General features: G+C 70.9%; 12 protein-coding genes. 9 read left to right on the top strand and 3 right to left on the bottom strand.

The features are described 5' to 3' along the window. Window positions 1-33: 33 nt before the first annotated feature. Window positions 34-777, bottom strand: coding sequence for a class I SAM-dependent methyltransferase (locus ABD329_RS03330; protein WP_198275821.1), 744 nt, complete (start codon window positions 775-777; stop codon window positions 34-36). Between the two features lie 187 nt (window positions 778-964). Here ABD329_RS03330 and ABD329_RS03335 point away from each other — a divergent pair, with 187 nt between their 5' ends. After that, on the top strand, window positions 965-1,171 hold the full coding sequence (locus ABD329_RS03335; protein WP_198275820.1) for a hypothetical protein: 207 nt from the start codon (window positions 965-967) through the stop codon (window positions 1,169-1,171). Window positions 1,172-1,227: 56 nt separating this feature from the next. Here the strand turns inward: ABD329_RS03335 and ABD329_RS03340 are convergent, their stop codons facing one another. Then, on the bottom strand, window positions 1,228-2,232 hold the full coding sequence (locus ABD329_RS03340; RefSeq protein ID WP_246618261.1) for an alpha/beta hydrolase: 1,005 nt from the start codon (window positions 2,230-2,232) through the stop codon (window positions 1,228-1,230). Between the two features lie 205 nt (window positions 2,233-2,437). Between ABD329_RS03340 and ABD329_RS03345 the strand changes: the two genes are divergently transcribed. The 3 genes from ABD329_RS03345 (at window position 2,438) to gap (ending at window position 9,088) form a co-directional block, all read left to right on the top strand. Continuing rightward, window positions 2,438-6,946, top strand: a complete 4,509-nt coding sequence (locus ABD329_RS03345; RefSeq protein WP_309142643.1) for a phosphorylase family protein — start codon at window positions 2,438-2,440, stop codon at window positions 6,944-6,946. Window positions 6,947-7,008: 62 nt separating this feature from the next. Then, window positions 7,009-7,956 (top strand): GlxA family transcriptional regulator, encoded by a 948-nt coding sequence (locus ABD329_RS03350; RefSeq protein WP_198275818.1) that lies wholly within the window; start codon window positions 7,009-7,011, stop codon window positions 7,954-7,956. Between the two features lie 133 nt (window positions 7,957-8,089). Continuing rightward, a complete protein-coding gene (gene gap, locus ABD329_RS03355) occupies window positions 8,090-9,088 on the top strand; it encodes a type I glyceraldehyde-3-phosphate dehydrogenase (RefSeq protein WP_198275817.1) in 999 nt (332 codons plus the stop codon). A gap of 77 nt (window positions 9,089-9,165) precedes the next feature. On the opposite strand, the gene ABD329_RS03360 is transcribed toward gap, so the two are convergent. Next, window positions 9,166-10,017 (bottom strand): helix-turn-helix transcriptional regulator, encoded by an 852-nt coding sequence (locus ABD329_RS03360; RefSeq protein WP_198275816.1) that lies wholly within the window; start codon window positions 10,015-10,017, stop codon window positions 9,166-9,168. A 152-nt stretch (window positions 10,018-10,169) separates the two neighbouring features. Here ABD329_RS03360 and ABD329_RS03365 point away from each other — a divergent pair, with 152 nt between their 5' ends. The 5 genes from ABD329_RS03365 (at window position 10,170) to ABD329_RS03385 (ending at window position 18,402) form a co-directional block, all read left to right on the top strand. Next, on the top strand, window positions 10,170-10,937 hold the full coding sequence (locus ABD329_RS03365) for an SDR family NAD(P)-dependent oxidoreductase (protein ID WP_198275815.1): 768 nt from the start codon (window positions 10,170-10,172) through the stop codon (window positions 10,935-10,937). Window positions 10,938-11,245: 308 nt separating this feature from the next. Then, window positions 11,246-12,415, top strand: a complete 1,170-nt coding sequence (locus ABD329_RS03370; RefSeq protein ID WP_198275814.1) for an ATP-grasp domain-containing protein — start codon at window positions 11,246-11,248, stop codon at window positions 12,413-12,415. Window positions 12,416-12,672: 257 nt separating this feature from the next. Then, window positions 12,673-15,411 (top strand): non-ribosomal peptide synthetase, encoded by a 2,739-nt coding sequence (locus ABD329_RS03375; protein WP_198275813.1) that lies wholly within the window; start codon window positions 12,673-12,675, stop codon window positions 15,409-15,411. A 44-nt stretch (window positions 15,412-15,455) separates the two neighbouring features. Continuing rightward, on the top strand, window positions 15,456-16,412 hold the full coding sequence (locus ABD329_RS03380) for an NAD-dependent epimerase/dehydratase family protein (protein WP_198275812.1): 957 nt from the start codon (window positions 15,456-15,458) through the stop codon (window positions 16,410-16,412). Between the two features lie 22 nt (window positions 16,413-16,434). Continuing rightward, window positions 16,435-18,402 carry a pyridoxal phosphate-dependent aminotransferase gene (locus ABD329_RS03385; RefSeq protein ID WP_198275811.1) on the top strand — a complete coding sequence of 656 codons (1,968 nt, stop codon included), beginning with the start codon at window positions 16,435-16,437 and terminating at the stop codon, window positions 18,400-18,402. Window positions 18,403-18,425 lie beyond the last annotated feature (23 nt).

Here is an 18,425-nt window from a genome sequence, read left to right on the forward strand (position 1 = left end):
AAGCGGAGGCGGCCGAGAACCGCCCGGCGCGGACTACCGGTTCGGCGGGATTCGGTAGACGGAGACGTGGGAGCGCGACTCGGCGGTGAATTCGGCGCCGGACCAGTCCGCGTGCCTGCTCTCCAACTCGAATCCCGCCAACTGGGCCATCAGATCGAGTTCCGCGGGCCAGATGTAACGGTGCGGGCTGCGGGTCAGCCGGGCCTGCCGGGTGTCGTCGAACCGGAAGTGGTGTGACACGACGTGCTGGCGCAGTACGTCGTAGGTGTCCAACCCGATGTAGCCGGGCTCGGTTTGCCAGACGGTGGCCGTCTGGCCCGGCGGGAGCTTGCGCAGCTCGGGCACCCAGAGCTCGATCACGAACCTGCCGCCGGGCGCGAGGTGGCGGGCGGCGTTGCGGAAGCACTCGACCTGCTCGGCCTGGGTGAGCAGGTTGGAGATGGTGTTGTAGACGAGATAGACGAGGGTGAATTCGCCGGGAGCCATGGACGTCGCCATGTCGCCCACGATCACCGGGATCGTCGCTTCGTCGGCCCTGGTGCGCAGTTGCCGCACCATCGGACGCGACAGCTCGATACCGGTGACGGGGACCCCTCGTTCGGCGAGCGGGACGGCCACCCGGCCGGTGCCGATGGCGAACTCGAGCGCCGCTCCGCCGCCCGCGAGCTCGGCGAGGCGATCCACGGTCGGCATCAGGATCTCGGGCGCGAACATGCCCGTGCCGGGCGTGTCATAGCGCTGCGCGGCGTCGGTGTCCCAGATCTCCTCCTGGTTCATCCCGTCACCTTTTACCTCCGGGGCACGCGATGTCCACTGGATTTGCCCCTCGGGGCCCGGGGCCGGGCCCGTCCATGCGGCCACCACCGCGCTTTACCTTCACATCATTCCCACACAACACCGTTGGCGCACTGGGCTGCCGCGGGCACCCGGTTGGGGTCGCCTGCTGAGGAAGGGGCCCTTCGTCGTGATCGTTGTAGCGGTCTCAGTGCTGCCCACGCTGGTTTTGATGCTGCTGGTCATGGACCGTGTCGAGGACTGGCTGTCCGGGGCGCCCCCGGACCCACGACACGCGGGTGAGCGGCGTCATCTCAGCTTGATCCCCGGCGGGGCGCGGGAATCGGACTCCCGGCCGACGGCCACGTCGTCCAGCCAGCGGTCGAAGGCCGCCTGAGGCCGGTGGCTGGGGGCGGTCGGCAGGGCGCTCGGCAGGGCGTTCGGACACCCTGCTCATCCGGCGGGCGTCGTCCCGGTGGTGTCCCTGGACTGCGCGAGAAGGCGCCTGAGCCAGCGGGTGCGGGCGTTGCGGGCGTCCTTGCTGATGGCCGCCTGCGGTGCCATGCCGTCGAAGCCGTGGTACGCGCCGGGCCATACGTGCAGTTCGGCCTGGCCGCCGGCCTGCCAGATCCCGTTCGCGTACGCCACGTCCTCGTCGCGGAACATCTCCGCCGAGCCGACGTCTATGAACGCCGGAGGAAGACCCGAGAGGTCCGTGTCGCGGGCAGGCGCCGCGTAGGGTGGCACGTCCGCCGTGCCGTAGCGGTCACCCAGCAGTGCCTTCCAGGCGGTCTCGTTGGAGATGAGGTCCCACATGCCGAGGCCCGACATCTGGTGGCTGGAGAAGGTGTGTCCGCGGTCGTCGAGCATCGGGCACAGCAGGAGCTGCCCGAGGATGCCGGGGCCGCCGCGGTCACGGATCAGCAGGGCGAGGGCCGCGGCGAGGCCGCCGCCCGCGCTCTTCCCGCCGACGATGACGCGGTCCGCGTCGATGCCCAGTTCGGCCGCGTGCCCGGCGGCCCAGAGGAGCCCCGCGTAGCAGTCCTCAAGCGGTCCGGGGTACCGCGTCCGCGGTGCCAGCCGGTACTCGACCGAGATGACGGCCATGTCCAGCGGGAGGACCCACTCGCGGAGGATCCGTGGCAGCACCGACCACGCGTTGCCCATGATCATCGCGCCGCCGTGCATGTAGTACAGCAGCGGCAGCGGCCCTTCGCGTCCGGCGGGCCGCGCGCTCACCAGCGTGACATCGGGGCCGTCCCGCAGCCCCGGGACGGACAGCTCCGCCACCTCGACACGGCCATCGGCCCGTAGGTCATCGGCCGTCGGCCTGGGCCGGGTCGCGGCGTCCCGCTCCTGCCGGGCCACGAGATTTCCCGGAGTGACCGGCTCTCTCGGCCCGTTGCCCAAGGACTCCAGCGCGACGCTCAGCTCGGGGTCGAACGGAGGCACCGCCATCGGCCTCGGGGCGGAAGCGCTTGTGTGGGGGAGGTTCATACCGCGCATCCAAGCATCCGGCGCCGCTCGGCGATACCGATGGTCACGGCGGCTCGTACGTCCGTCGAGCGTTCCGTACCCCCGCTGGTTCCCAGCCGCGGGAGATCGCGGACGGTAACATTTCGCCCGCGGTCCGCACCAGGGTCGACCGCGGCCGGGGGGAGATGTGGAGAGCACCGGGCATCACAGCGACTCACTCGTCGTGCTGACCGCGCTGGACGTGGAGTACGAGGCGGTCCGGGCGCACCTGGTCGATCCGCGGCCGCGGCTCCACCCGGCGGGCACCCTGTTCGAGGTCGGCCGGCTCGACGGCACGCCGTGGCGGGTGGCGCTCGCCGAGCTCGGTGACGGCAACCAGGGGGCGGCCGTGCTGACCGAGCGGGCGATCACCATGTTCGGCCCGCGCGCCGTGGCATTCGTCGGGGTGGCGGGCGCGCTCAAGGGCGACATCCAGCTCGGGGACGTCGTCATGGCCACGCATGTGTACGCCTACCACGGCGGCAAGGACGAGGACGGCGAGTTCCACTCCCGCCCGAGGGGCTGGCCGGTGCGTCAGGAGCTGGACCAGCTGGCCCGGATGGCCCGCAGGTCCGGTGGGTGGATCGATCTGCTGCGGGACCGCCCGCCCGGCGCCGCCCGCCCGGCCGTCCACCTCAAGCCCGTGGCCGCCGGTGAGGTCGTCCTCAACTCGGCGGACTCGCCCCTGCGACGGCAACTGCGCCGGAACTACCAGGACGCCGCCGCCATCGAGATGGAGGGCGCGGGCGTGGCGCAGGCCGCCCATCTCAACGCCGCGTTACCCGCCCTGATCGTCCGCGGCATCAGCGACCGCGCCGACGGGAAGAAGTACGACGCGGACGCCGAGGGCTGGCAGTCCCGCGCGGCGCGCCACGCTGCCGCCTTCGCCTTCTCCGTCCTCCGCGACCTGCCGCCCGGCGGCGGTCCAGCCGCCACACCCGGGCCGGTGGCGCCCACGGGCCCGGTTCCGGAAGGGCCTCCGGAAGATCCGACGCCCCCGCCCCCAGATGCGGGAACCCCACCGGACACCGGACCGGCCGCGCACCGCCAACTCCTCCGCTGGGCAGGGCGGTTCTCCGACGACCTGGACCTCGTGGACTCCCCGCGGCCGGACCCGGGCACCGGCTCCCCGCCGCAGCTCAGCGGCGGGCTGTATGTGCGGCGCGCCATCCAGGACCGGGTGGTGGAGGCCCTCTACGACGACGATCCGAAGGCGGTCCTGGTCACCGGGGACGCCGGAAACGGCAAGAGCAGCCTGCTGTGGGGCCTCGCCCGGGATCTGACCGTTCTGGAGGGCGCCGAGGTCTTCCTGGTGAACGCCGCCTGGCTGCTGCGCCCCCTGGGCGGCGCCTCCGCGACGCCCATGCTGGCTCCCGCGACCGTCGTGTCCGGGGCCACCCACGCCCGGACGCTGGGGCGTACTCCCGTCGTGCTCCTCGACACCGCCGATCTGCTGCTGCACGACGACCACCACGAGATGACGCTGCTCGACCTGTGCGAGGACCTCGCCGCCGCCGGTGTCCGCCTGGTGCTGACGTCCCGGCCGGAGGAGGCGAACCGACTGCGCACCGGCTTCCTCCGGATGTCGCTGGGCCCCTACGACGACGGCGAGATCCCGCACGCCATCCGTGGCCACGCCGCGCTCTACTGCCCCGACGCCGTCCCCCGGGACGACGGGGCACGGGTGCGGAGGCTGATGGAACCCGTGGCCCGCGGACTGCCGGTGCGCGAGGTGTGCAGAAGCCCCCTCCAGCTGCGGCTGCTGTTCGAACTCGCCCGGGACGACGGGGCGTTCCCCAGCGCCGAGATCGACGCCACCGGCCTCTACCGCCGCTACTGGGACCACCGGGTCGTCACCGACCGGCGCCAGCACGGCAACCAGACCGCCACGGTGCCGGAGGACCTTTCGTCGATCACCGGCGCGATCGCCGTCGTGCTGATGTCGGCCGGCCGTACCGAGCTGTCACGCGAGGACCTGGTCGAGCGGCTCACCTCGCCGCACGGCGGCCCCCGCCCCGCCTGGCCACACGAACCCGCCCGCGTCCGGTCGGCCCTGGACCTGCTGCTCGACCGGGGCGTGCTGGGCAGGGGGGCCTCGGACGGCATCCACTTCTTCCACCAGACCATGTTCGAGTACGCGGCCGCGCGCGGCCTGCTGCGTCTCACCGGGGCGCGGGCGCTGCGGTCGCTGTGCGAGTGGATCGGATCCCATCCCCGTGACTTCTTCGTCGGGGCGATCCTCGAACAGCTCCTCATGCTCGCCGCGGGGTCCGAACGGTATCGCGGCCCGGTGCGGGACACGCTGATCCGCATGGCGGCGCACGAGGACGCCATGATCCTGCACACCGTGGCCGTGGCCGTCGCGGCACGGAACCCGGCCGTGGGTCTGTCCGTCGAGCCGCTGCTCGCGACCGCGCCGCACGGTGTCGCGCGACGGTACGCGGTGCTGGCCCCGACCGTGCGCGACACGGACGTGGACGCCCTGCTGCCACAGCTCCACGGGCTGTGGGAGAGGCGGGAACCCAGCCTGCGGGAGGCCGTGCTCGAGGCGCTGGAACGGCTGGCCGCCCAGAACTCGTTCGCGGTCCACGCCGCCCTGGCCGACTGGGGCTGCGTACGGGAGCTGACCGGGCGCCGTACGGCCGGTGCGGGCCTCGACGTCCTGCCGCGGCTGCTCGTGCTGACGTCACACGTCGATGTGGCGTCGGCGCGGACGGGCCTCATGGAGACGCTCGACTTCGCCCTGACCCGGGGACTGTCGGAGCTGGCGTCCGGCGTGCTGACCCTATGGGCCCGGCACTGGGAAACCCTGGGCTCCGCGGAGTGGGCCGCCGCCGTCCAGGAGCGTCTCCAGCGTGTGCGCCTCGCGCGGAAGTCGTACGACCTCGAGCTCTTCCAAACCGCCCTGGCGAGGGTGCTGGCCGCCTCGTGGACCCATGACCACGGACTCCCGGGTGACGACCCGGCCCCCGCCGACGGCCTCGATGGCGGACCCGTCACCGCGACCCACCCCTGGATGCGCCGCCTCGACACCGCAGTGGCGCTCCTCGAAGCGGATGACCACGACACCGCGGGCAACGCCGGACTCATCGCCGCCACAGCGGTCCTGACCACTCTGCCGCACGGCCACTGGGCCATCGAGGCCACCCTCGACCGCTGTCTGGCGATGACCGGGCCGGGAGCGCCGCACGCGCTGCAACACCGGATGGTCTTCCCCCTGCTGCTCAGCGTCGACTGCGCCGCCGCGGAACGCCTCGTCCACCGGCTCGCCGCCATGCTCAAGGCGCTGCCCTGCCCCGAAAACCAGCCGGTCACGCCCGCGCAACGGCTCGCGCTCGTGGCCCGTCGGATCCTCGCCCACCGGGACGTACCCCCGCACCGCGTCCGGCAGGTCCTGGAACACTCGGGCTGGGAAGCCGACTCCGAGCTGTGGCTGTCCCGGGACGGCCTGGCCACGCTCCTCCTGCCGGCCGCGCTCGGCGGCCACCCCACCGCGGTGAGCAGGATAGAGAAGGCGACGACCGCCCCGGCCGCCGCCCGTAGCCTCGTCCGCCAGTCCCTGCACCGGGCGGTCACGGACGCGGGGCTCCACACCGAGCGCCACATCGGTCTGCTGGTGAACCTGGCGCTCATGGACGCCGACACCGTGCTGCTGGAAGCCATCACCACCGGCCGGGCCAAGAAGGGCACGGGTCCGCTGCCGCCCCTCGCCCATGAGCGGGTGCTGGCCGCGCTACGGGCATCGGCACCGGCCCTCACCGGGCTGATCGCGGACGAGATCGCCGAGGGCAACAGCGGAAAGCGGCAGCGCCAGGCGCTCACCCTCTGGGAATGCTGCGTGTCAGCCGGTGTCCTCCCGGCGCCCGGCCTGACCGAAGTCCTGCCCCGGTACGGCACCTTCTCCGACCAGAAGACCCGGGCGGCCTTCCTCGGGCTGGTGGGAACCGTCGCGGCGCGCGAGCCCGCCGAGTACACCACGGCACACACCTTCCTTTCTGAGCTGGTGTTCGACGCGGCGGGAGGCATCCCCCTTCTCGACGACGCGTCGGCCGCCACCCGGAACGCCGCCCGCAAGGCCCTGCTCCACGCCGCCTGCGAGTCCGGCCCGCTCACCCCCACGGCTCTCACCACGGCCCTCGACCTGGCCTTCGCCCCACCGACCGACGCCGGACTCATCAGCGGGCTCGGCCAGCTGGTACGTCGCCTCAGCGCCGCACACGGCGCGGCACCCGCCGCCGAGCTGCTGATCCGTGTCATCGGCGCGGCCGTGGCCTCGCGACAGGGCCGCGCCGCGGAGAACCACCTCGCGAAGTCCCTCCGCGGCGCGATGGACAGCGTCTTCGACCACGGTTCCCCGGCCGTGTACCGGAGACTGTGGGAGCACCTCAAGGAGCGTGGCCCGGAGGACGACGCCGCTCGCGTGGTCTTTCCGGAGCGGTACGCCCTGGCGCTGGTGAGCTGCGCGACCCGCCGCTCGTACGCGACAACGCGCCAGGACCTGGAAGCACTTGTCGCCCATCCGCGGGTGCCGCGGCCCACCAAGATGTGGATCAGCGACCAGCTCAGCGCCCGGTCGCGGGAACACACCGAACACGACCTCAGCTGGGTGCTGGGTGGCGGGACGGACGGGCGGCCAGTGGCAGGATGCTCGCGGTAGTCGTCGTCGAGGTCACGGGTGCGCGTGGGCCCCGTTCGATCGCGGGAAGCCGAAGGAGCCCGATGAGCCGGAAGAACCACCATGTCGTCGTGCTCGTGCTCGACGGTGCGAAGCCGCTCGACGTCGGCATCCCCGCGCAGGTGTTCTCCAACCGGCCGAGCATGCCCTACGAGCTGCGGGTGTGCGGCGCCGCGCCCGGACCGGTCACCGGTGGCGAAGGACTCTCGTACCACGTGGCCGAGGGGCTCGAGGCGCTCGAGCACGCGGACACCATCTTCATCCCCGGCTACCGGGAGCCGGCGACCACGGAACCACCGGCGGCCGTCGTCGGCGCGCTCATGGCCGCCCACGAGCGTGGCACCCGGCTCGCGGCCATCTCCACCGGGGCGTTCGCGCTGGCGGCCACGGGGCTGCTCGACGGCAAGCGGGCGACGACCCACTGGCACTACACGAAGGCTCTCGCCGAGCGCCATCCGCTGGTGCGGGTGGATGAGAACGTGCTGTTCGTGGACGAGGGCGACGTGCTCACCTCGGCGGGCGCGGCATCCGGTATCGACCTCTGTCTCCACCTGGTGCGGCGCGACCACGGCGTCGGGCTCTCCAACCATGTGGCGAGACGGCTGGTGGCGGCGCCGTATCGCAGCGGGGGACAGGCGCAGTACGTGCCCCGGAGTGTGCCCGAGCCCCTCGGCGACCTGTTCGCGAGCACGCGGGAGTGGGCCCTGGCCCACCTCGCCGAGCCGCTGACCCTCGAAGCGCTCGCCCGCAACGCGCGGGTGTCCGCGCGCACCTTCTCCCGGCGGTTCGTGGAGGACACCGGCTACACACCGATGCAGTGGGTGCTCCGGGCGCGGGTGGACCTGGCGCGCGAGCTGCTCGAACGCAGCGATCTGAGCGTGGAGCAGATCGCCGACCGGGTCGGGCTCGGCACCGGCGCGAATCTGCGGCTGCACTTCCACCGCATTCTCGGCACCTCCCCGACGGAGTACCGCCACACCTTCTCGGCCTGAGATCCCTCTCGAGCGCCGTTGGTGCGAAGGGGGCGATGGCCGTGGCGAGATCCTTGCGTGTGGTGGCGTTCATGCCGCTGTCGGCCGGGGATCCGGATGCCGAACGATGGGGGCGGAAACGAAAGGAACCTCCATGACGCGCATCGCCATCAATGGATTCGGCCGCATCGGACGCAATACCCTCCGCGCCCTGCTCGAGCGCGACAGCGACCTCGAGGTGGTTGCCGTCAACGACCTCACCGCCCCCGAATCCCTCGCCCATCTGCTCAAGTACGACAGCGCGCTCGGCCCCCTCGGCCGTTCCGTCGAGGTCGACGGAACGGACCTGATCGTCGACGGCCGCCGCGTCAAGGTGCTCGCCGAGCGCGAGCCCGCCGACCTGCCGTGGGCCGAGCTCGGCGTCGACATCGTGCTGGAGTCCACCGGCCGCTTCACCGCGGCGGACGCCGCCCGCGCGCACATCCGTGCCGGTGCCCGGCGGGTGCTGGTGAGCGCCCCGTCCGCCGGCGCCGATGTGACGCTGGCCTACGGCGTGAACACCGACGCCTACGACCCCGCCGAGCATGTGATCGTCTCCAACGCCTCGTGCACCACCAACGCGCTGGCCCCGCTGGCAGCCGTACTGGACGACCTGGCCGGTATCGAGCACGGCTTCATGACCACGGTGCACGCCTACACCCAGGAGCAGAACCTCCAGGACGGCCCCCACCGCGACCTGCGCCGCGCCCGCGCCGCCGGGGTGAACATCGTGCCCACCACCACCGGGGCCGCCAAGGCCATCGGCCTGGTGCTGCCGAACCTCGACGGCAAGCTGTCGGGCGACTCGATCCGCGTACCGGTGCCGGTGGGCTCGATCGTGGAGCTGAACACCGCGGTCTCCCGGGAGGTCAGCCGCGACGAGGTACTCGCCGCCTACCGCGCCGCCGCCGACGGCGGGCTCAAGGGCATCCTCGACTACTCCGACGAGCCGCTCGTCTCCAGCGACATCACCCGCCGGCCGGCGTCGTCCATCTTCGACGCCGCCCTCACCCGTGTGGACGGCAAGCACATCAAGGTGGTGGCCTGGTACGACAACGAGTGGGGCTTCTCGAACCGCGTCATCGACACGCTCGAACTGCTCGCGCGCGGCTGAGCTCGCGGGCCGACCGACGGTGAGGGGCCGGAGACCGGCCCCTCACCCCTGTCAGGCGTCGCGCCCCAGCCATGTCCTCAGGTGCGGTCAGCGCCGCGCGGGGAGGGCCGGGTGCGGGTCGCGTGGATCGAGCCGAGCAGATGGAGCGCCTCCGCGCTGCCGCTGCCGGGCTCCGCGTGGTAGATGACGAGTTGCTGGCCCGGGGCCTCCCGCACGTCGAACGCCTGGTAGCTCAGGGTGAGGGGGCCGACGTCGGGGTGGAGGAATCGCTTGCCCTCCTGGGCCTTGCCGCGCACGCTGTGGCTGTTCCACAGGCGGGCGAAGTCCGCGCCGTGTTCGGTGAGGGTGGCCACGAGCCCGCGCAGACGTGGACTGTCCGGCTCGTACCCGGCCGCTTGGCGGAGATGCGCGACGGTGGCCTGGGCCGCTCGGTCCCAGTCCTGGTAGAAGGCGCGGCCCGCGGGGTCCGCGAATGCCATGCGGGCCAGGTTGTCCGCCGGGTGGAACGGTGAGTAGAGGGCATCGGCCAGCGCGTTGGTGGCGAGGATGTCCAGGGTGCGGTTGAGCACGAAGGCGGGGGTGTGCGGATAGCCGTCCATCAGCTGTCGCAACCCGGGGCTGACCTGGTCGGACACGGGGAAGGCGGGGTCGTCGGGCACCGTGCCGCCGAGCCGGAAGAGATGGTCCCGGGCGTCGCCGTCGAGGCGCAGCGCGCGGCTGAGCGCGTCGAGCACCTGCGCGGAGGGGTGGCGTTCCCGGCCCTGCTCGAGGCGGGTGTAGTAGTCGGCGTTGACACCGGCCAGCACCGCCACCTCCTCACGGCGCAGCCCGGGGACCCGGCGGGTGCCGTGGCTCGCCATCCCGACCTCGTCGGGCCGAAGTCCTGACCTGCGGCTCCGCAGGAATTCTCCCAGGTTGTTGTCACCCATGCGGCCAGGCTACGAAACGCCGCGACCGGCTGCCTGGGTGTGTCGCACCCAGCCAGCGGGCACCCTGGCCGGGCCACGGGGCACTACCCAGACTCGGTGGCGCGGGACGACCCCCGCCGCTTTCCGTAGTGGCACCGAAGAAGGACGGCACCATGACGACAACCACTCATTCCGCCGATCGTGAGGAGTTCACGGGCAAGATCGCCCTGGTCACCGGGGCGGCGCGCGGCGTCGGCAAGGAGACCGTCCGGCTGCTGCACCGCCGCGGCGCACGGATCGTTGCCGTCGACCGGCGCCACGAGGTGCAGGAACTGCCCGGGGACTTCCCGGGCGTACGCCCCCTGGTCGGCGACATCACGGATGAGGCCACCGCCCACCGCGCGGTCCGGGAGGCGGTCGAAGCCTTCGGCGGCCTGGACATCCTGGTCAACAACGCCGGGCGCACCCTCAACAAGCCGATCACGGAGACGACCGCGGAGGACTGGGACACCGTGCTGGCGGTCAATGCCCGGGGCTCCTTCCTCTTCGCCCGAGAGGCATTCCGCGTCATGAAGGAAGGCGGCGGTGGAGCCATCGTGAGCACGGGCTCCTACACGTGCACCGTCGCACTGCCGGAGGGCGCCGCGTACAGCGCCTCCAAGGGCGCCCTGGCCCAGTTGACGAAGGTCCTCGCCGTGGAAGGCGGGCCGCTGGGCATCCGGGCGAACATCGTGGCCGCGGGTGTCATCGAGACGGAATTCCTCGATACGTTCCGCCCCGACAGCCGTGCGTACCTGGCGTCCTTCGCCGACGCCCAGCCGCTGGGCCGGGTGGCCCAGCCCGAGGAGATCGCCGAAGTACTCTGCTTCCTCGCCTCGCCGCGCGCCGGCTTCATCACGGGCGCGGTGGTCGCGGCGGACGGCGGTTTCACCGCGGTCTGAGCGGGGCACCCGCGCCATTTCTCCATGTAGTGCTATACGAGGCATGACCGGAATGGCGAATACATTCCATGAGCACGAATGGAATGAGCAATTCCATTCGTGCTCATTGCTTGGCTTGTGACTTGCGTCACAAGCGCATCCTCAATGGATCACATTTTCGTATCCCTGTGAAACGATGCCTCGGTGCTGGCCTCGAAGTAGTTCATCGCGAGACATCACCGATCCACCGGTCCACCCGAATCCGCATCGGGTGGCAGTACGGCAAATGACTTCTTCAAGTTTTGGCTAGCCGTAACGGGGAGGCGAGAATGCCGACGATGATTGTTATCGGGTACAGAGGCGATCTCGATCAGGCACTGCACCGCCGCGGTATTGATCCTCACTATATTGTCCAGGCGCCGGCGAGCCCGCCGAAGAGCCGGAGATTCACCTGGGTCGCCGACATGGAGAACGCCCAGGAAATCTTTCGAGCAGTGCTGTCCGCGGACATTGACGAGGTGGCCGGGGTGCTGAGCGTCCATGAGATGGGCGTATTCGGGGCAACGTACTTACGGCAGCAGCTGAACCTGCCCGGGAACGCCGATTCCAGGACGGCTCTCCACTTCCGGGACAAGTACCTCCAGAAGAGCATGCTGCCGCCCCGGGTCAGGCGAGCGCGCTGCCGCCATGTGCCCGTGGGCACGTCGTTCACGGAGCTCGCCGACGACCTGGGAGAGGTCTTCGTGGTCAAGCCGGCGACCGGGGCCGGTGCTCTCCGTACGAACGTCGTCCGTTCCCCGGAGGAGTACGCACAGGCCCTCACTCCCTTCACCGGCCAGTCGGATGTGGAGATCGTCGCCGAGTCCTTCGTGGACGCCCCGGAGGTCTATCTCGACGGCGTCTGGGAAAAGGGAGACCTTCAATGGTCGTCCATGAGCGGTTACCACACCTCACCGCTCAGCGCCGTACAGGGCGGCGTCCTGTCGGCGTATGTCCTGGATCGCAGCCGGCATTCCGTCCTGTGCGATGAGATGGAGACGCTCGCCGGGCAGGCGCTCACCAGTCTGAACGCGCCTGATTGCGTATTCCATATGGAAGCGTTCACGACAGAAGAAGGGCTGACCTTCGGCGAGTGCGCCATCCGCCTCCCCGGGGCGCTGTCCCCTCAGGTCAATCAGCTGACATACGGTGTCGATCTCTTTGACGTCGAAATCAGTCTGGCGCTGGGGGAGGGGGCGACTCGGGCGCTGGGCGACCAGCGCACGCCGGAACGCTTCCACGGATATATTCTGCTGCGTCGCCCCGACGGGTGCGTTTTGACCCAGAGCGACTTCGAGCGGAACTTCCGTTTCGATGAGATCGTCTACGACTCGTCGCCCGATGCGCCGGTCGGACCGTACGGCCGCGTGGGACAGGCCATCGTCTCCGACCCGGATGAGCTGACACTGCGGAAGACGATCGAGGACATCGTGCGATTCAACGAGGTCGGATCCACCTGATCTGACGGCCGGTCCGACCGGGCCACCGGCCCGGGACGCCCCGGCACCGACACCGTCGCGTCACCTCGTTTCACACGTACCGCGGGCGCCGAACTCCGCCCGCCCCAGCCGCGTTCAGCCGCGCCCCCATCGATTCCGCACCACCGCCGATGGCGATGTCAGCGTCCGGCCCTGGTGCCCTCACCCGAGCGCGGCGTCGCGCCCCCCAGCCCTGCTCGCCATGGTTTTCCGTCCCTTCTGATCGGAGGACTTCCCCCATGCCGGATCAACGTCATGCTTCGACACTCCCGCGGCTGCTCGAGCGCGCTGCCCGCGACACGACTCAAGGCATCGCGTTCATCGGCGGCCCGTTCCTCTCCTACGCCGAGTTGCGGGAGTGCGCCTGCCGCATCGCGCAAGGGCTGCGGGAGCGCGGCACCGCCCCGGGCGACCGAGTGCTCATCGCGGCCAGTGATCCGGAGATCTTCTTCCGCGCCTTCTGGGGATGCGTGCTCACCGGTGCCGTGCCGTGCCCGGTCGCACCGCCGGCCGACCCCTCCCGCTGGCGTGCCCAGCTGGAGCATCTGCGCACGCTCCTGGGCGACCCGTTGGTGATCGTGTCCAAGACGGCTCATGGAGATCTGCCCGAGGTCGGGCTGCGGTCCGTGACGGTCGAGGAGCTGAGCCATGCCGCGGCCGAGCCCGATCAGCTCCATGTGCCCGCGCCGGACGATCTCGCCCTGCTGATGCTCACCTCCGGATCCACCGGATCGAGCAAGGCGGTCAGGCTCACCCACGCCAATCTGCTGGCGGCGCAGGCCGGTAAGGCGGGGGCACTGGAACTCGGGCCCGACGACACCTCGTTGAACTGGATCTCGGTCGATCACATCGCCGCGATAGAGGCGCATCTGCTGCCGATGTTCAACGGCGCCGCCCAGGTCATGACGACACCGGCCACCGTGCTGGCCGACCCCGTGGAGTTCCTCAGGCTGCTCACGGCCCATCGGGTGAGAGTGACGTTCACCCCCAACTTCCTCTTCGGGCAGATCAACCAGGCACTCACCGGGCGGCCCGTATCGCGGCAGGAGGTGGACCTGTCACGGGTGCGGCACATCATCTCCGGCGGTGAGGCCACCGTGACCGCCACCGTACGGGCCTTCCTGGACGCGCTCGCGCCCTACGGGTTGCGCGGGGACGTGATCGTGCCCGCGTTCGGGATGACCGAGACCTGCGCGGGCAGCGTGTTCAACCGCGACTTCGCCACCCGCGACCTGGGTACGGAGTTCCCCCCGCTGGGCTGCCCGGTGGGTGGCCTGCGGATTCGCGTCACCGACGAGGACGGCACGGTACTGGCCTCCACCGACCGGCCCGTGGCGGCCGAGCCGGGAGAGGTGCAGCTGCACGGCCCGATGGTCACGGACGGCTACTTCGGCGATGAGCGGGCCACCGCGCGGGCGTTCACCGCCGACGGCTGGTTCCGCACCGGAGACCTGGGTCACCTCGGCTCCGACGGCCGGTTGACGCTGGTCGGCCGCACCAAGGACTCCATCATCGTCAGCGGTGTCAACTACCACAGCCACGACCTGGAGGCGGTCCTGGACGAGCTGGACGGGGTGAGGCGCGGCCATGTCGCCGCGTTCTTGATACGGCCCGAGGGCGCCGACACCGAACAGCTCGCCATCGCGTTCGTCCCGGCGGGCGACCCCGCCGACGAGATCGCGGTGTACCGGGCCATCGTGGCGATCCGCAGCTCCACGGTGATGCACTGGGGCTTCCGCCCTCAGCTGATCCTCCCCGTCGCCGAGGACGAGATCCCCCGTGGCAACCTCGGCAAGATCCAGCGGTCGCGGCTGCGCGCGGCCGCCGAGAGCGGAGGCATGGACGCGGCCGCCCGCCGGTCGGACGAGATCAGCACCCGGTTCCTCGGCGGCCATGTGGCGCCGGAGGGCGAGGTGGAGACCGCACTGGCCGAGATCTACGCCCGCGTCCTGGACACCAGGGCGGTGTCGGCCACTGCCGGCTTCTTCGACCTGGGCGGTACCTCGCTCGACGTGCTGCGGCTCAAGCTGGAGATCCAGGCCGCGTTCGGCATCGAGGACGTGCCGATGTCCACGCTCCTTCAGGCCCCGACCGTACGAGCCCTGGGCGGCCGCCTGACCGCAGGGCAGGGCACCGGCGGGGACGCCACCTACGATCCGCTGGTGCCGCTTCAGGTCACCGGTGACGGGACGCCGCTCTTCTGCGTCCACCCCGGTCTGGGGGAGGTGCTGGTGTTCGTCAATCTCGCCAAGTACTTCACCGGCGAGCGGCCGTTCTACGCGCTGCGGGCCCGTGGGTTCGGGCAGGGGGAGACCCACTTCGGATCGTTCGACGAGATGGTGTCCACCTATGTCGAGGCCATCCGGCGGGCGCAGCCCAGCGGCCCCTACGCCGTCGCGGGGTACTCCTACGGCGGGGCGGTGGCATTCGAGATCGCCAAGCGGCTGGAAGCCGACGGCGACAAGGTCGACTTCGTGGGCGTCTTCAATCTGCCACCGCGGATCTCCGACCGCATGAACGAGATCACCTTCAGCGACGGCGCGATCAACCTGGCGCTGTTCCTCGAACTCATCGACCCCACCGACATCGAGCGGCTGACCGCCACCCTCCGGCCACTGCCCGAGGCCGATCAGCTGGCCCATCTGATCGACCACGCCCCGAAGCGGCGGCTGACCGAACTCGACCTCACCCTCGAGCGGTTCGCCGACTGGGTGCACCTCGCGCAGAGCATGGTGCACCTGGGCCGTACCTACGAGCCGTCGGGTTCGGTCGGGCGGGTGAAGGTCTTCTACTGCACTCCGCTGCGCGGCACCAAGGAGGAGTGGCTGGACCACCAGCTCAGCCACTGGGACGAGTTCACCCGCGACCCCAACACCTATATCGAGGTCGACGGTGAGCACTACACCCTGATGAGCCCGCGGCATGTGCACACCTTCCAGGCGACCCTGCGGCACGAACTGGCCCGGGCGCTCGGCTGAGGACCGGCGAAGGCAACCGCTGACACCACCAGGAGCCGCCGATCATGCAAGGCAGGAAGATTCTCATCACCGGGGGGACCGGGCAGGTCGCGAGGCCCGTCGCCGAAGCGCTCGCCGCCGACAACGAGGTGTGGTGCCTGGGCCGGTTCGGCGACCCACACGCCCGTAAGGCGCTGGAGGAAGCGGGCGCCCGCACCGCCGTCTGGGACATGGCTACCGACGACCTGGAGGGCCTGCCGCGCGACTTCACCCATGTGCTGCACTCCGCGGTGCACCGGGGCGACGGCAAGGACTTCGAGGACACCGCGCGCGTCAACGCGGTCGGCACCGCACGGCTGATGACCCACTGCTCCGCCGCCGAGTCGTTCCTGTACGTCTCGTCCGGGGTGGTCTACAACCGCGCCGATCGGACACATCGCTACCGGGAGAGCGATCCGCTGGGCGGGGCCGCGCCATGGCTGCCGACGTACCCCGTCGCCAAGATCACCGCTGAAGGGGTGGCACGCGGTCTGGCCGAGACACTCGGGCTGCCGACGGTGATCGCCCGCCTCAACATCGCCTACGGCCCGTACGGTCACGGCGGCGTGCCCATGATCCTGTTCAACCAGATGCGCGCGGGGCAGCCCTGCGCGGTGCCCCGCGAGGGCCAGAACTACTGCAATCTGCTGCACACCGACGACGTCGTGCGCCAGGTGCCGCTGCTGTGGGACGTGGCACGGGCGCCCGCGCGGGTCGTGAACTGGGGCGGGGACGAGGAGGTCGGCATCACCGATCTGCTGGAGTACCTGTCCGCGCTCACCGGAGTGCCGGTGCGGCTGGACCGCGGCGACTACAGCAGGGAAACGGCCATCTTCGACCACGACGTCCGCCGTGGCCTGATCGGCGACTGCACCATCGGCTGGCGGGCCGGTATCGCCCGCACCGTGGCCGACCTGTTCGAGGAGTACCGCGACAGCGTCGGCGCGTACCGGGACGCGCACGGAGCCGGGACACCCCAGTGACCACGAGGAGTGGAGAACGAACATGCGCAGGTCCGCAGATGTCGACGCGCTCCAGCAGGTGCTGTCCGCCGCCCTCGGGTCCCCGGACCCGGTATGCCCCTTGGCCCGGCTGAACCAGGGCATGGGCGCGTTCGCCGCCCTCGACCCCGCGGTGCTCGAACGCCCCACCCTGGTGGGCGGCGGGTCCCCGTACCACCCGACCAGCCCCGCCCCGACCCGCCACGCCCTCGATGAACTGGTCCGCCGCGCCGAGGCACTGGGCGTGCCCCAGATCCTGGTGCCCCATGTGCGCCGCAGCGACGACACCAGCGCACTGCGGGCGGCAGGGCTCGTTCCGATCGCCACCGAGAGCGAATGTGTGGTCCGGCTGACCGGGGAGGTGGACGAGGTCCTGCGGACCCGCATCGGCGCCGAACGCCTCAACGACCTCCGCCGCCGCGACCGCGCGGGCTCCCTCGAGGTGACCTGGGAGCGGATCCGGCTGAGCGGGCTCGACCGGAGCCCCTGGGCGCGAGACGCCTTCGTCACGCTCCACCGACGTCAGGCCGAACGCCACGGCGGCCACGACAACCTGTACAACGCCGAAGCCCTCGACGCCCTGGCCCACGGCCCGTTGGCGAAACGCACCGAGATGCTCGTACGCCGCGAGCAGAACGCCGTGGTCCAGGCCGGGCTCATCGCCACATCCCACAACGGCCGGGGGATCTACTCCCTCACACAGGCCATCGACCACGACGACCCCGCCGCACGGGACGACCTCTTCGCCGCGTCCGTGTACCGGCTGTACCTCCACGCCCGGCGCTCCGGTCTGGAGTGGGTACACCTCGGCCGGGGAGACATCCCCCGCATGCGCCGCCTCGGAGCCGATCTGTTCGTGCCCCTCGACCACTGGCTGCGCGCTCCCGGCCTCGCGTCCCCGGAGGAAGCGGGAGCGGAACACCCGCTGTCGGAGTACGCGGCTCCCCCCGTCACGGGGGTGCCGGTCCCGGGCCCGGCCCGCTTCCGCCAGGTGCCCCGGTTCGACACGATCGACCTGTCCAGCAACACCAACCCGTTCCTGGGCGCCGCGGGCGAATACCCCCACCTCGACACGACGGAACTCGCCGACACCTACCTGGCCACGATCGCGACATTGCCCGGCCATGAGGGCGTGGACGAGCTGAGCGCGGACCACCTGCTGTTCAGCAGTGGCTCGGTGGACGGCGTGATGCTGCTCCTGGCGGCGCTGGCATCACCCGGCGAGCGCGTCTGCGTCACGCCACCCACCTTCCCGCTCTACGGCCACTTCGCCCACCTCCTGCGCCTGCCCGTCGTCGAGGTGCCGCTGCTCGGCGACGACCTGTCCCGGCTCGACACCGAGCGCGTCCTGGCGGCCGATCCACGGGTGACCATCCTGTGCGACCCCAACAACCCCGTCGGGACCAGGCTCGACCCGGAGCAGGTCCATGAGCTGGTGGTTCGCGGCCGCGGGCTGGTGGTGATCGACGAAGCCTACGTCGAGTTCAGCGAGAAGCCCTCGTACGCCCGGCTGATCGCCCGGCACGACAACCTCATCGTGCTCAGAACACTCTCCAAGGCATGGGGACTCGCCGGCGCGCGCTGCGGAATCGCCCTGGCCCAGCCCGGCATCATCGACGCGCTGCGCCGGGTGCAGGTGCCCTTCGGGTTCACCAACGCCTCCCAGCACGCCGTGCGGGACCGGCTGACCGATGTGCGGCGGGTGGTCGCGGGCATCCAGCGCATCCGTGCCGAGCGTGACCGGATGGCCTCGGTGCTGACCGAACATCCCGCGGTGGCCCGGGTGTTCCCCTCGGAGACCAACTTCCTCTTCGTCCGACTGCACAAGCACGAGCGGGTGATGGACCAGCTTCGGGGCGCGGGCATCGTCGTCGCCGACACCGGGCGGGTGATCCCGGATACCTGCCGTATCACCATCGGCGACCGGCGCGCGAACACCGCCCTGCTCGAAGCGCTCTCCGCCGCTCTGTGAGCCGTATCGTTCAGCGAAAGGAT

The sequence above is a fragment of the Streptomyces javensis genome (assembly GCF_039525925.1).
Classification (GTDB): Bacteria; Actinomycetota; Actinomycetes; order Streptomycetales; family Streptomycetaceae; genus Streptomyces; species Streptomyces asiaticus.

Coding starts and splice junctions, on each gene's coding strand:
- ABD329_RS03365 (WP_198275815.1), top strand. CDS start 10,170: ATGACGACAACCACTCATTCCGCCGATCGTGAGGAGTTCACGGGCAAG.
- ABD329_RS03375 (WP_198275813.1), top strand. CDS start 12,673: ATGCCGGATCAACGTCATGCTTCGACACTCCCGCGGCTGCTCGAGCGC.
- ABD329_RS03350 (WP_198275818.1), top strand. CDS start 7,009: ATGAGCCGGAAGAACCACCATGTCGTCGTGCTCGTGCTCGACGGTGCG.
- ABD329_RS03330 (WP_198275821.1), bottom strand. CDS start 777: ATGAACCAGGAGGAGATCTGGGACACCGACGCCGCGCAGCGCTATGAC.
- ABD329_RS03385 (WP_198275811.1), top strand. CDS start 16,435: ATGCGCAGGTCCGCAGATGTCGACGCGCTCCAGCAGGTGCTGTCCGCC.
- ABD329_RS03360 (WP_198275816.1), bottom strand. CDS start 10,017: ATGGGTGACAACAACCTGGGAGAATTCCTGCGGAGCCGCAGGTCAGGA.
- ABD329_RS03380 (WP_198275812.1), top strand. CDS start 15,456: ATGCAAGGCAGGAAGATTCTCATCACCGGGGGGACCGGGCAGGTCGCG.
- ABD329_RS03340 (WP_246618261.1), bottom strand. CDS start 2,232: ATGGCGGTGCCTCCGTTCGACCCCGAGCTGAGCGTCGCGCTGGAGTCC.
- ABD329_RS03370 (WP_198275814.1), top strand. CDS start 11,246: ATGCCGACGATGATTGTTATCGGGTACAGAGGCGATCTCGATCAGGCA.
- gap (WP_198275817.1), top strand. CDS start 8,090: ATGACGCGCATCGCCATCAATGGATTCGGCCGCATCGGACGCAATACC.